Source organism: Streptomyces sp. NPDC003691 (assembly GCF_053981115.1).
Genome location: NZ_JBSFNQ010000071.1, coordinates 1 through 13,484, shown reverse-complemented (window position 1 = coordinate 13,484; position 13,484 = coordinate 1). Strand labels below are relative to the sequence as shown.

Genomic DNA, 13,484 nt, shown 5'->3' with positions numbered 1-13,484 from the left:
CCGTGCAGAGTGTTCTTGCCAACTTTCCTGACCCGGTCCATAGTTGGCGCAGTGACTCGGCTCACGCGGCAGACCGGCCGCCGTGCACGAGGCGCGGCTACGCCCCTGTTCTCGACCACAGCGGGGGCCCGGCACCGATGCGGTCCCTCCGACCCCTTCGCGAGTGCGCGCGAAGGCACCGCGCCACGGCATCCGGCGCCCGCCCGTCCCACCGGTCGCCGCGGCGGGCCGGGCGTGCCCCCACCGATAGGACTGCCCGTGACGATCGCCGCCGACATCCCTCCCCGGCAGCAGCCGGACGACAGCACCGTCCGTACGTGTTTGTTCGATCTCCCGGCGGACCACCGCTCGGTCTCCATCGCCCGGCGGCTGACCGAGACGTATCTCGACAGCCGGGTGCACTGCGACGACGTCCGGCACTCCGTGACCCTGCTGATCAGCGAGTTGGCGACGAACGCCATCCGGCACGCCGCCGGGTTCCAGTTCCGCTGCCGGGTCCGGCTGGAGGAGGGCGCGGTGCGGATAGAGGTGGAGGACCGGGGCGGGTCGCACTCGCTCATCAGGTCCCGCCGTCCGGCGCCGGACGAGGAGTGCGGACGCGGTCTCCAGTTGGTGGAGTGCCTGTCGAAGGACTGGGGGATGCGGCGCAGGGACCACGGCCCGGGGTCGGTGGTCTGGGCGGTCGTCGCCGCCCACTGAGAAGCCGTCGCGGATCCGCGCGGCATACCGAAGGACGCCCGGTCACCCCTGGCCGGGCGTCTTTGCGTTGACGGCGCACCGGCGGGCCGCCGCGCGGGCACGGGTACGGGTACGGGCGGATCATGGAGGCACTACGGCGCGCCGAGTACAGGGCGCCGCGCGGGCGCCGGTACGGGAGTTCGGTGCGCACCGGACCCCACCCTCCGCTATAGCACTAAGCGGATTAGCGATATGATCCGGACGGCACCTCGCCACCGGGAGCCCTCCCGGGCCGCACTGCCCCGTGTCCGGCCTACAGGAAGCGGGAGGGCTCCCGGCCGCCTCCTCGGCGTCGCGGGCGAGCCCGGACAGCCGGTGCCGCCGCGGTGGCCGCCGCACGGGCACCGGGCCGGATCGGCCGGGCAGCCGGCCGGCCGGATGTCCGCGGGGTTGCGGACCGGCCGTCAGCAGGCCACCAGCAGCGGCAGGAACGGCGCGGTCACGGAGGCGAGGAGCACCCCGAGCCAGGTCACCCGGCGCGGCCGGGCCTCCGGGGTGAGGATGCGGCGGAGCCGGATCAGCGCGCCACTGCCCCCGGCGCCCAGCGCGGAGCGGGGCGCGCGCCCCGCGGCGACCTCGCACATGGCGGTCGCCAGCGCGTCCCGGGAGTGGGAGCGCAGCGCCCGGTCGTCCGCGATCATCTCCAGCAGCAGCGCGGTCTGTTCCCGGGCGCGGCGGGCCAGCGGCAGTCCCGGGAAGGCCCGGGCGAACGCCTTCGCCCCGATCTGCACCCAGTGGTGGCGGCCCCGGAGATGGGCGTGCTCATGGGCGAGAACGGCCCGCAGCTGCTCCTCGGTGAGAACGTCCAGGGCACCGCGGGTGACGACGACGCGGTGCGCCCGTCCGGGCAGGCAGTAGACCGCGGGCACCTCGTGGTCGACCACCGTCGCCCCGTAGTCCGCCGCCTCGGCACCGATCACGGCGAGCAGCCCGGCGTGGCGCCGCCGCTCCCGCCGGGCCTGCCAGGCGGTCGCGGCCAGCCAGCCGAGCGGCAGCAGGACAATCGTGGCGGGCGCCATCAGCAGTGCGACGTCGGCCGGACCGGCCGGGGAGCCTCCGGGCGGCGCGTCCGCCGCCAGTCCGCAGGTGCTCAGCAGGCCGACGATGCCTTCGTGGACATGCTGTTCGGCGAGGACCAGGCGGTATACGGCGAGCGCCGTGGCGACCACGAAGGTCACCGTGAGGCCCTGCCAGGCCAGTACGGCCGCGGTCGGCGCGCGATGCGTCCAGCGGGCCATGGCCAGGGGATACGGCAGGACGACGCCGACCAGGACGGCGTACGCGGCCAGGGCGAGGACCGCGGTCACGAGCCGCTCCGCCGTTTGGCGGAGCGCAGCGCCGAGCGCAGCGCCTGCACCTCGTCGGCGGAGATCTGTTCCACGAAGCTCAGCAGCACCCCGGCCGGATCGGGATTGCCCTCCAGCGCGTCCTGCATCCGGGCCGCCGTGTACTGCTGGCGGGTGCATGTGGCCCGGTAGACCCAGGCCCGGCCCTCCTTCTCGCGCTCCAGCATGCCCTTGGTGAAGAGGATGTCGGCGACCGTCTTGACGGTGCTGTACGCGATGGGGCGCTTGCGGTTGAGATCGTCGCGCACCTCGCGGGCGGTGGCCGGACGCCCCCAGTTCCAGAGGCGGTCCATGATCTCCGCCTCCAGATCACCCAGCTGTCGCACGCGCACTCCTCTCGCCGGTGGCACCGACGCCCCCGTCCCTGTTCTCAACGGCTGCTCATCGTAGTCGCCGGGCCGCCCGCGCCCGGGGCGCCGGGCCCGCCGTCACGGGCACCGGCGGCGGGGGCCGCAAGGTCCCCGGGGGCTGCCGCGGCGGACCCGGGCACCGGGCAGGCGGCGGCCGTCCGGAGCCGCTTCACCAGCGCATGGGCCAGCAGGGCCAGCGAGGCGGCCGCAAGCACCGGCTGCGCCGGGGCCCAGTAGGCCATCGCCCCGCTCGTCCCGAGCGCCAGGACGACCAGTTTGTTGCAGACCGGGCAGCCCACGGCGAGGACGGACAGGACGCCCGCGGCGAGCGCGCGCGGGGAGCGCCGGACCGGGCCGCGCCCGCCGGAGCCGGGCCCGGCTCCGGCGGGGGCCGCACCTTCCGCGCCTGCCGGGCCCTTCGTATCTTCCGGGGCCTTCGCGTCTTCCGGGGCCTTCGCCGCCGGGCTGGACACGTAGGTGGCCGCCAGCAGGCCCATGAGCAGCGAGCTCGCCGCCCAGACCGGGTAGTTCCACCAGAGGACGGGGGTCATCCGGGTGTACAGCGCGGAGGGGACGACTCCGGTCGGTACTCCGACGACCGCCGCGGCGAGTACCGCGGCTCCGGCCGCCACCAGCCACTGCCGCGGCCCCCAGGCCCGTATGCCCATCGTGTCCTCCTCCAGCCGCCCACCGGCAATGCCAAGAAGCTTAGTAGCAGCCGGGGGGCAGCGGCAGCGGGGGGAGCCCTTCTGTATCGTCGGGTCCGGAGGTCGGAATGGCGCGTACGGGCAGGACGGTCAGGGCGGCGGGTGCCTGGGGGCATCTGCTGCTCGTCGTGCTTGCGCTGGGCGTCTTCGCGATGCACACGGTCGGCCATCCGGACAGCGGCTCCGGCATGTCCCACCAGGACGCCACGGCTGCCCCGGCCCCGGTGCACGGGCCCGCCGCCGCGCCGCCCGACCGGCCCCAGGACGGCCACGGGGAACCGGGCGGCCCGGCCGCCCCGGACTCCGGCATGGCGATGGACATGCTCGCCCTCTGTGTCGCCGTTCTCGGCACGGTCCTGCTGACCGTGCTGCTGTCGGCCACCGCCGGCCGCCGCACAGACCTCCCGCCGCGGCTGCGCGGCCTTCTCGTCGCACCCCGCCGGGGCCCGCCGCCGCGCGCTCCCGACCTCGCCTCTCTTTCGATCCTGCGGATCTAGGCCGTCTGCCGCCGCGGGCCGCTCCGGCGTGCCCGCAGACGCCCCCGTACGCCGCCCCACGGCGCGTACGCCATCACCCGCAGCATCGAACAGACAGCACGAGGTTGTGACATGAAGGGCTTCGACCACCCCAGCGGCGCTCCGTCCGGGAGCGGGACCGCACCGGGCTCCGGCCGCCGTCCCCGGCGCCGGGCCGTCCGCCGTACCGCCGCCGTCTCCGCCGTCCTCGCGGCGGGCCTGCTCCTCGCCGCCTGCGGCAAGGACGACGACATGAGCGGCATGGACCACGGAAAGAAGGACTCCGGCGCGGCGTCGGCCCCGGCGGACACGGGCGGCGGGAGCAACCCCGCACCCGGCGCCTTCAACGACGCCGACGTGATGTTCGCCCAGGCGATGATCCCGCACCACGAGCAGGCGCTGGAGATGTCCCGCCTCGCCGACGGACGGGCGAAGGACCCGGAGATCATCAAGCTGGCCACGGCGATCTCCGCCGCCCAGGATCCCGAGATCCGCACCATGAAGTCCTGGCTGAAGGCCTGGAACAAGCCCGAGTCCGGCGGCTCCATGCCCGGGATGGACCACGGCTCGTCCGGGGACGCGGCCGGGATGGAAGGCATGATGTCCGAGGAGGACATGGCCGCGCTGAAGGCGGCGAAGGGCACGGACTTCGACCGCGCGTTCGCCCGGCTCATGATCGAGCACCACAAGGGCGCCATCGTCATGGCCGGGGACCAGCAGAAGAACGGCCGCAACGCGACGGCCAAGGCGCTCGCGGCCGAGGTGGTCAAGGCCCAGCAGGCCGAGGTCGACGCCTTCACCGCGATCCTGAAGCGGCTCTAGAGGGTGTCCGGGTGCCGGGTCCGCCCGGCCCGACGGCCCCGGCGGGCCCGGCACCCGGCCCCTTGCGCCCGCCCCGCCCCCGTACTCCCCCACTCCCTGATCAGGACTCCATGAAGAAGCACATCGCCGCCCTGTCCGCCACCGCCGCAGCTCTCGCGCTGACCCTCACCGCCTGCGGCGGCCAGGAGGAGAAGGGCGGGGACGGGTCGAAGGGCCCGTCCGCCATCAGTCATATCCACGGTGTCGAGGTCCACCCCCGCGACGGCAAGCTGTACGTCGCCACGCACAACGGCATCTATACGCCCGGCGCCGGAGGCAGCCCGCAGCTCGTGGGCGACCGCAAGGACGATTTCATGGGCTTCACGCTCGGCAAGGGCGGCTCCTTCCTCGCCAGCGGGCACCCGGCGCCCGGCCGGGACGCCCCCGCGAACCTCGGTCTGATCGAGAGCGCGGACACCGGCCGCACCTGGCAGGACCGGTCCCTGGTCGGCGAGGTCGACTTCCACTCCCTGGAGTACGCCCACGCCACGATCTACGGCTACGACAGCACCAACGGTCTGCTGCGGGTCAGCAAGGACGGCAGCACCTGGGAGACCCGCAGCAGCCTGAAGGCGCTGGACATCGCCGTCGGCCCCACCGACCCCGGCACCGTACTGGCCACCACCGAGAAGGGGGTCTCCCGGAGCACCGACGGCGGAAAGACCTTCGCGCCCGGCAGCGGACCGCTGATGGCCTTCCTCGACTGGGCCGGTGAGAAGGCGCTGTACGGGGTGGACCCCGGCGGGAAGATCAGCGTCAGCGCCGACGGCGGACGGACCTGGCGGCAGACCGGCACCGCGCCCGGCGGACAGCCGCAGGCGCTCACCGCGGTCGACGACCGGAAGCTGGTCGTGGCCACCCAGGACGGGGTGTACGAGTCGGCGGACGGCGGTGCCGCCTTCACCAAGCGGCTCGACGTCACCTCGGGCGGCGGCCACTGAGCCGGAGGCCCTGACCGGCCCGGGCCGGACCGCCCGGACGCGGCGGGCCAGGCGGACGCGGCGAACCGGGCGGGCCGGACCCGTACAGACATGTCCGCACGCCGCCGGGCTCGCCCGGGATGCGGCCCGCGGCCGTCCGGCGTTGACTGGAGCGCGACCCCCATCTCCTCGCGGAACCCGGGCGGGAGGCCCCGTGACCAGAGCGGACGGGCCGGCCGCACGGGCCGGCCGCCGCGCCCCGGCGGCGGGCGGTGGCTGACCCGGCTCCCGGTGGCGGGGCCGGACCGGACCCGGCGCGTTCGCTGCTGCGTGCCGGGCTCGCCGACCCGGAACACCTCCCGGAGCATCTCGCCCGGTTCGCCCTGCGCCATACGGGACCCGCGGCGGAGCGGTCGGTGACCCGGGTACGGGAGGAGAACCCGGGCGCGGACCCGGCGCGGCTGCGGGCCCTGATCGTGGCCCGCGGGCGGCGGAACACCGTGGCGGAGGGGGCCTTCGTCGGCGGGCCGTTCCTGCTGCTGATCCCGGTGGCGTTCTGTGCGGCGCTCCTCAACCAGGCCCGGACCGTACTGGAACTCGCCGGGCTCGACGGGCGGGATCCGACCTCGCCCGAGCGGGCGGCGGAGCTGCTGGTACTGATGGGGGTGCACCCGGACACGGAGGCCGCCCGGCGGGCGCTCGCCGCCCCGGGCCCGGCGGAACCGCCGCGGGCCGCGCCCCGCCGGGCGCTGCTGCGGCCCGCGGCGCTGTGGGCCGTCACCGTCCGCATGGCCAGACTGCTGGGGCTGGTGTCCCCGCCGGGGGCCCGGCGGCCGGAGCGGGGCAGGCTGCGCGGTACCGCCGTGACCACGGCGAAGGTCCTGCTCGTGGCGGCGGTGTTCGCCGTGGGACTGGTGGCCCCGCTGGTCTGGCTGCCGTACATGGCGCTGACGTACCACTGGGCCACGGGACGGCTCGCGGACCGCGCCGCGCTCTACTACTTCAGCGAACCGGCCCCGCGCCGCCCCGGCCGGACCGCGCCCGGACTGTCCGCCGCCTACACCAAAGCCGTGGTCTCGATGCTGATTCCGGCCGCGCTGACGGCGGTCGTGCTGCTGGTGGGGCTGCGGATCGAGCACTCCCGCTGGCCGGTGGTGACGATGGCGCTGGCGCTGGCCTCGGTGGCAACGGGTGCCTGGTGGCAGGCCCGGCACCGGGCCCGCCGGAGCCGCGCCGGGGACAATGCCCCGGACGGCGGGGAGGACGGGGACGGCGGCGGGGACGTCGGCGCCGGAGGCGGATGAGGCACCGGAAGGCGGGGCCAACGGGGGCGGGCGCGGGCCCCGGGGTCTCCCGACTCCCCGGGGCCCGCGCCGGGCCGGGCGGAAGGTCCGCGCTGGTCCCCCGACCTACGCGGTTCCGCCGGAGGCGGTCCGTCAACTGCCGCAAACGGGCCGCCCCAACACGTACGAAATTAGCCGCGCTGTACGACCGTTCCCATCCCATATTTCTGGGGTACGCCCTAACCTGCCCGGGTGACGTCTGCGCACCCGCCCTCCTCCGCACCGGACCCCGCCGCCCGCAACGCACTCGCCGACTCCCTCGCCCGCCGGCTGCGGGCACCCGGCGTACTCGGCTCCCTCGATGTGCTCCAGACCGCGTCCGACGCCCTGCTCGACGCCGTACCGGCGGACGTGTGGTGTGCGGTGATGCTCGACCCGGCGACCCTGCTGGACACCGGCGGGCTCCACGAGCACGGCTTCCCGCAGCAGGTCATGCCGCGGCTGTTCGAGATCGAGCACGCCGACCAGGAAGGCGTCGACAACATCCGCGCGCTGGCCGGGCGGCGGGGCACGGCGAGTCTGCTCAGCGCGTCGATGCGGGGGCGGGTGGCGGACAGCATCTACTACCAGGACGTGCTGCGGCCGGTGGGCATGGCCGACGAGTTACGGGTGCTGCTGCGCGACGGCCCCCGCACCTGGGGGCTGTTCGTGCTCTGCCGGGCCCCCGACGCACCGCCGTTCACGGCCGCGGAGACGGCCCTGGCGGCGGCGGTCAGCGGCCCCGCGACGGCAGCGCTGCGCCGGTCGCTGCTGCTCACCGGGATCGACCGGGACGACGTACCGGACGCGGCGGGGCTCCTCGTGCTCGACGACGCGCTGCGGCCGCGGCTGGCGACGGCCACCGCCGAACGCTGGCTGGCGCTCATCCAGGAGGCGCATCCGCCGCCCGGGCGGAACCTTCCGTACGCCCTGGCCGCCCTGGTGCACACGGCGCGCACGGCCCCGCCGGGCACCCAGGTGCGCTCCCGGGCGGTCAGCGTCACCGGGCACTGGGTCACGCTGACCGCCTGGCGGGAGGCCGCGGTGAACGGGCTGCCGGCTCCGCCGGGCGGCGGCGAGGAGCTGACCTTCGTATCCCTGGCACCGAGCCATCCGCGGGAGCTGACCGCCATCGTCCTGGACGCCTACGGGCTGACGCCGCGCGAGCGCGAGGTCGCACAGCGGGTGCTGCTGGGCCGGTCGACGGCGGAGATCGCGGCGGGGCTGCACATCGCCGAGTACACGGTCCAGGACCATCTGCGGAAGGTCTTCGACAAGGCGGGGGTGCGCAGCCGCCGGGACTTCAGCGGGGAGCTGTTCCAGCGCTGTTATCTGCCGCGACTGGACGATCCGCCGCTGACGAAGGACGGGCGGATGCGCGACGACGACCCGGACGGCGGTACGGACAGCGGTCCGGACGGCGGCACGGACGGCGGCCCGGGCGCCGAATCCGGCGGTTCCACCGGCCCCCGGGGCTGACCGGGGCGATGGGGGCGCGCCCGGCGAACCTCCGGCGCGGGCCCGGCGAACCTCCGGGGCGGCGGGGGCCTGCCGGACACCGCCGGGGCGGCGCGGTTCGGGTGCCCCCCAAGGACCGGGGCGGTCGCGGCGCACGGGCCCGGGCGGACGCGGCGCGGTTCGGACGGCCGAGGCGGTCGCGGGCCCGGCCCGCGTGAAGGCGGTGAAAGGGCTCCGCCCCGCCCGGCGGGAACGCCGGACGGGGCGGAGCGGGGACGGGGCCGGTCGCGGAGACCGCGCCCTCGGCGTCAGCCCAGGGAGGCGATCGCCTCGTTGAACGCGGCGGACGGGCGCATCACGGCCGCGGCCTTCGCCGGGTCGGGCTGGTAGTAGCCGCCGATGTCGGCAGCGGAGCCCTGGACCGCGATCAGCTCGGCGACGATGGCCTCCTCCTGCTCGCCCAGCGTCTTGGCGAGTGCCGCGAACGCCTCCGCGAGCTGGACGTCGTCGGTCTGCGCGGCCAGCTCCCGGGCCCAGTACAGGGCCAGGTAGAAGTGGCTGCCGCGGTTGTCGATACCGCCGAGGCGGCGGGTCGGCGACTTGTCCTCGTTGAGGAAGGTGCCGGTGGCGCGGTCGAGGGTCTCGCCCAGCACCTTGGCGCGGGCGTTGCCCGTGGTCGCCGCGAGGTGCTCGAAGCTGACGGCCAGCGCGAGGAACTCGCCCAGACTGTCCCAGCGGAGGTAGTTCTCCTTGACGAGCTGCTGGACGTGCTTGGGCGCGGAGCCGCCGGCGCCCGTCTCGAAGAGGCCGCCGCCCGCCATCAGCGGGACCACCGAGAGCATCTTGGCGCTGGTGCCCAGCTCCAGGATCGGGAACAGGTCGGTCAGGTAGTCACGGAGGACGTTGCCGGTGACGGAGATGGTGTTCTCGCCGCGGCGGATCCGCTCCAGGGAGAAGCGGATGGCGTCGACCGGGGCCTTGATCTCGATGACGAGGCCGTCGGTGTCGTGCTCCGGGAGGTACGCCTTGACCTTCTCGATGAGCTGCGCGTCGTGGGCGCGGGTCTCGTCCAGCCAGAAGACGGCCGGGTCGCCGGTGGCGCGGGCGCGGCCGACGGCGAGCTTGACCCAGTCCTGGACCGGCAGGTCCTTGGTCTGGCACATGCGGAAGATGTCGCCGGGGGCCACCTGCTGCTCCAGCACGGTGGTGCCGGCGGCGTCGACGACGCGGACGGTGCCCGCGGCGGCGATCTCGAAGGTCTTGTCGTGGCTGCCGTACTCCTCCGCCTTCTGGGCCATCAGGCCGACGTTCGGCACCGAGCCCATGGTGGCGGGGTCGTAGGCGCCGTTGGCCCGGCAGTCCTCGATGGCGGCCTGGTAGATCCCGGCGTAGCTGCTGTCCGGGAGGACGGCGAGGGTGTCGGCCTCCTTGCCGTCGGGGCCCCACATGTGGCCGGAGGTGCGGATCATCGCCGGCATGGAGGCGTCGACGATGACATCGCTGGGCACGTGCAGGTTGGTGATGCCGCGGTCGGAGTCGACCATCGCCAGGGCGGGGCCCTCGGCCAGCTCGGCGTCGAAGGACGCCTTGATCACATCGCCGCCCGGGAGGGTCTCCAGGCCCTTGAGGATGCCGCCGAGGCCGTCGTTGGGGCTGAGCCCGGCGGCGGCGAGCGCGGCGCCGTGCTCGGCGAAGGTCTTCGGGAAGAAGGCCCGGACCGCGTGGCCGAAGACGATCGGGTCGGAGACCTTCATCATCGTGGCCTTGAGGTGGAGGGAGTACAGCACGCCCTCGGCCTTGGCGCGGACGACCTGGGCCGCCAGGAACTCCCGGAGCGCGGCGACGCGCATCACGGAGGCGTCGACGATCTCCCCGGCGAGGACCGGCACGGCCTCGCGGAGCACGGTGGTGGTGCCGTCCTCGGCGACCAGCTCGATCCGCAGGTCACCGGCGTCGGCGACGACGGCGGACCGCTCGGTGGAGCGGAAGTCGTCGGCGGTCATGTGCGCGACATTGGTCTTGGAGTCCGCGGACCAGGCACCCATGCGGTGCGGGTGGGCCTTGGCGTAGTTCTTGACCGACGCGGGGGCGCGGCGGTCGGAGTTGCCCTCGCGCAGCACCGGGTTCACGGCGCTGCCCTTGACCTTGTCGTAGCGGGCGCGGATCTCGCGCTCCTCGTCGGTCTTCGGGTCGTCCGGGTAGTCCGGCAGGGCGTAGCCCTGGCCCTGCAGCTCGGCGACCGCGGCCTTGAGCTGCGGGATGGAGGCCGAGATGTTCGGCAGCTTGATGATGTTCGCGCCGGGGGTCTTCGCCAGCTCGCCCAGCTCGGCGAGGGCGTCGTCGATCCGCTGCGCCTCTTCCAGGTGCTCGGGGAAGGAGGCGATGATCCGCCCGGCCAACGAGATGTCACGGCTCTCGACGGCGACTCCGGCAGTGGAGGCGTACGCCTCGATCACCGGCAGGAACGAGTACGTCGCCAAGGCCGGGGCCTCGTCGGTGTGCGTGTAGATGATGGTCGAGTCAGTCACCGGGTGCTCCGCTCCACTCCACGTCTCTGCAAACAGTCTCTGCAAACATTGCTCGACATCAAGATATCTCCTGTGGGGCTCCGGCTCGACAGAGGCCCGTACGACGCCGGGCGGGTGCGGCCGGAACCGGCCGCGCGGCCCGCGGCGCGCGGCGGGTGCGGGGCCGGGGAGCGGGCCGTCCGGCCGGGGCCGGAGACGGGTCCGCCGTCCCGTGCCGGGATCGGGTCCCCGCCATGGACTCCCCTGATGATCACGTTCATGATTCACTGATCAAGCAAAGGTTTTGGCCACTCCAGGAGGCGCTCTATGACCGAATCCGATCCCCGGCCCGCGTCCGCCGACGACATCCGCTCCCGGATCGACACGGGCAAGCCGCACTCGGCGCGCTTCTGGAACTACTTCGTGGGCGGCAAGGACAACTACGAGGTCGACCGGGAGATCGGCGACGAGATCAAGGAGATCTTCCCGGGGCTGGTGGACGTGGCCCGCACCAGCCGGCTCTTCCTGGGGCGCGCCGTGCGGTATCTCGCGGCCGAGCAGGGCATCCGCGACTTCCTGGACGTCGGGACCGGTCTGCCGACCGCCGACAATACGCACGAGGTCGCCCAGCGCACCGCGCCGGACGCCCGGATCGTCTACGTCGACAACGACCCGCTGGTCCTGGCCCACGCGCGGGCACTGCTCACCAGCACCCCCGAAGGCCGTACCGCGTACATCGACGCGAACCTCTACGACCCGGCCCGCATCCTCGAACAGGCCGCCGAGACGCTGGACAGCTCCCGGCCGGTGGCCCTGATGCTGCTGAACGTGCTGGGGCATGTGGCCGACCACGGGCAGGCGAAGGAACTGGTCGCCGGGCTGATGGCGGGCCTGCCGTCCGGCAGCCACCTGGTGATCAGCGATTCGACGGCGACCAGCCCGGGGATGATCGCCGCGTCGGAGGCGTACAACAGGAGCGGTGCCGTCCCGTACTACGTGCGCAGCGTCGCCGAGATCACCGCCTTCTTCGACGGTCTGGAGCTGGCCGAGCCGGGTGTGGTGCGGGTGACCGACTGGCGCCCGGAGGAGGGCGCGGTGGCCGAGGCGGTCGACGCGTACTGCGGAGTGGCCCGCAAGCCGTAGGCCCCGGCCCCCCGCCGAAGCCGTAGCCCCACGGCACCCCCGCCGTCCTTCCGCAGCAGCGTCCGCGGCCCCGGCGCGCCTCCCGGCGCACCGGGGCCGCGGGCCGTCCCGGCCGGGGTTCCCGCCCGGCCGGGGTTTTCCGCCGGGCCGGGCCGCTCACGCGTTTCGCCGGGCCTCGGTGTGCACCCGGCGTAACGGGCAGGGGACAGGGCCGCCGCGCGGGCCCGGCCGTCCGGGGCCCGGCGGAAACGCCGCTGCCGGTGGCCGGATCCGTACGGCACCCCGCCTTCCGGGGGAGCCCGGGCGCCGGAACACCTCCTGAAGTCTGACGCCGTCGCGCCCCGCGCGCCCTACGGTCGTGCGCATGATCCCCATGACCCGGACGGCCGCGATCGCCGTCCTCGCCTGCGCCCTGGCGCTGCCCGTCGCCGTCATGCCCCCGGCCTACGCCGTGCCCGCGGCGCCCGCCGCCTCCGTGACCGCCGAGGCGCCCCGCTCCACTGCGCTCGAACTGCCGCGCCCCACCGGGAAGTACGCCGTCGGCAGCTCCGTCCACCATCTCGCCGACCGCTCCCGCAAGGACCCCTGGGAGCCCGCCGCGAAGGCCCGGGAGCTGATGGCGACCGTGCACTACCCGGCGGCCCGGGCGGGCGGCCCGGGGGCCCGGACCACCGCGTACGCCACCGTGGCGGAGACCCGGGCCCTGGTGAAGGGGCTCGGTATGGAGGCGGCGGTTCCGGCGGAGCTGCTGGCCGCCACCCGCACCCACAGCAGGCCGGACGCCCGCCCGGCCCGGGGGCGGTTCCCGCTGGTGGTCCTCTCACCCGGGTTCAGCGTCCCCCGGTACACCCTGACCTCGCTGGCCGAGGACCTGGCGAGCCGTGGTTACGTGACCGTCTCGGTGGACCATGCCTACGAGTCGTACGGGATGTCCGTACCCGGCGGCCGGACGCTCTCCTGCAAGGCGTGTACGGCCCTGGACGTCGACGGCGTACCGGCCTCCGTGGTCACCGCGACCCGGGCGGCGGACGTGTCCTACGTCCTCGACCGCCTCACCGGCCGCCACCCGGTGTGGAAGCACTCCGGCATCGTCGACCGCAAGCGGATCGGCATGGCCGGGCACTCCATCGGCGGGGCCTCGGCGGCCACCGCGATGGTGACCGACCGGCGGGTCCTGGCCGGGATCAATATGGACGGCGCGTTCTGGGACGAGCTGCCGCCCGCCGGGCTGAACGGCCGGCCGTTCATGATGCTGGGCGCCGACGACGAGTGGCACCGGCCCGGTGGCCTCGACACCACCTGGGACGCGGTCTGGCCCACGCTGGACGGCTGGAAGCGCTGGCTGACGGTCGCCGGTGCGGACCACGGCTCGTTCTCCGACTTTCCGCTGATAGAGGGGCACTTCGGGCTGCCCCTGGAGCCGCTGCCCGCCGCGCGCACGGTCGCGCTGGTGCGCGGCTATGTCGCGGCCTTCTTCGACGAGCACCTGAAGAAGAAGCCGCAGCCCGTGCTGGCGGGACCCACCGCGGCCAACCCCGAGGTGAAGTTCCACCATCTGCCGTAGGCCGTACCCGGCCCAGGACCCGGGCGGCCGGGCGCGGATTCCGCCGCGCCCGG

Annotated in this window: 12 protein-coding genes; 8 read left to right on the top strand and 4 right to left on the bottom strand. The window is 74.4% G+C overall.

Annotation, left to right across the window (positions count from 1 at the left end; all coding sequences use genetic code 11):
• Nucleotides 1–258 precede the first annotated feature (258 nt).
• Nucleotides 259–699 (top strand): ATP-binding protein, encoded by a 441-nt coding sequence (locus ACWDR0_RS26585; protein ID WP_456354296.1) that lies wholly within the window; start codon nt 259–261, stop codon nt 697–699.
• Between the two features lie 443 nt (nt 700–1,142).
• On the opposite strand, the gene ACWDR0_RS26580 is transcribed toward ACWDR0_RS26585, so the two are convergent.
• The 3 genes from ACWDR0_RS26580 to ACWDR0_RS26570 are packed head-to-tail and all read right to left on the bottom strand — an operon-like array spanning nt 1,143 to nt 3,102.
• The gene (locus tag ACWDR0_RS26580; RefSeq protein WP_456354295.1) at nt 1,143–2,045 is read right to left on the bottom strand and encodes a M56 family metallopeptidase; all 903 of its coding nucleotides are present in this window, start codon (nt 2,043–2,045) and stop codon (nt 1,143–1,145) included.
• Entirely contained in the window at nt 2,042–2,410 is a 369-nt protein-coding gene (locus ACWDR0_RS26575; RefSeq protein WP_456354294.1) for a BlaI/MecI/CopY family transcriptional regulator, read from the bottom strand. Before ACWDR0_RS26575 ends, ACWDR0_RS26580 begins: the two co-directional genes overlap by 4 nt.
• 44 nt (nt 2,411–2,454) lie before the next feature.
• Nucleotides 2,455–3,102 (bottom strand): hypothetical protein, encoded by a 648-nt coding sequence (locus ACWDR0_RS26570; protein WP_456354293.1) that lies wholly within the window; start codon nt 3,100–3,102, stop codon nt 2,455–2,457.
• Nucleotides 3,103–3,209: 107 nt separating this feature from the next.
• Here ACWDR0_RS26570 and ACWDR0_RS26565 point away from each other — a divergent pair, with 107 nt between their 5' ends.
• The 5 genes from ACWDR0_RS26565 to ACWDR0_RS26545 all read left to right on the top strand — a co-directional run bounded on the left by ACWDR0_RS26565 (nt 3,210) and on the right by ACWDR0_RS26545 (nt 8,238).
• Nucleotides 3,210–3,638, top strand: coding sequence for a DUF6153 family protein (locus tag ACWDR0_RS26565; protein ID WP_456354292.1), 429 nt, complete (start codon nt 3,210–3,212; stop codon nt 3,636–3,638).
• Nucleotides 3,639–3,749: 111 nt separating this feature from the next.
• On the top strand, nt 3,750–4,478 hold the full coding sequence (locus ACWDR0_RS26560) for a DUF305 domain-containing protein (RefSeq protein WP_456354291.1): 729 nt from the start codon (nt 3,750–3,752) through the stop codon (nt 4,476–4,478).
• Between the two features lie 110 nt (nt 4,479–4,588).
• The gene (locus tag ACWDR0_RS26555) at nt 4,589–5,458 is read left to right on the top strand and encodes a F510_1955 family glycosylhydrolase (RefSeq protein ID WP_456354290.1); all 870 of its coding nucleotides are present in this window, start codon (nt 4,589–4,591) and stop codon (nt 5,456–5,458) included.
• Nucleotides 5,459–5,709: 251 nt separating this feature from the next.
• Entirely contained in the window at nt 5,710–6,741 is a 1,032-nt protein-coding gene (locus ACWDR0_RS26550; protein WP_456354289.1) for a hypothetical protein, read from the top strand.
• Nucleotides 6,742–6,972: 231 nt separating this feature from the next.
• Nucleotides 6,973–8,238, top strand: coding sequence for a helix-turn-helix transcriptional regulator (locus ACWDR0_RS26545; protein ID WP_456354288.1), 1,266 nt, complete (start codon nt 6,973–6,975; stop codon nt 8,236–8,238).
• Nucleotides 8,239–8,525: 287 nt separating this feature from the next.
• On the opposite strand, the gene ACWDR0_RS26540 is transcribed toward ACWDR0_RS26545, so the two are convergent.
• Nucleotides 8,526–10,745 carry an NADP-dependent isocitrate dehydrogenase gene (locus ACWDR0_RS26540; protein WP_456354287.1) on the bottom strand — a complete coding sequence of 740 codons (2,220 nt, stop codon included), beginning with the start codon at nt 10,743–10,745 and terminating at the stop codon, nt 8,526–8,528.
• Between the two features lie 306 nt (nt 10,746–11,051).
• On the opposite strand from ACWDR0_RS26540, the gene ACWDR0_RS26535 reads away from it, so the two are divergent.
• Complete coding sequence (locus tag ACWDR0_RS26535; RefSeq protein WP_456354286.1) at nt 11,052–11,867, top strand: SAM-dependent methyltransferase; 816 nt, start codon at nt 11,052–11,054, stop codon at nt 11,865–11,867.
• A 364-nt stretch (nt 11,868–12,231) separates the two neighbouring features.
• Nucleotides 12,232–13,431 carry an alpha/beta hydrolase family protein gene (locus tag ACWDR0_RS26530; RefSeq protein ID WP_456354285.1) on the top strand — a complete coding sequence of 400 codons (1,200 nt, stop codon included), beginning with the start codon at nt 12,232–12,234 and terminating at the stop codon, nt 13,429–13,431.
• The last annotated feature ends 53 nt before the right edge of the window (nt 13,432–13,484 follow it).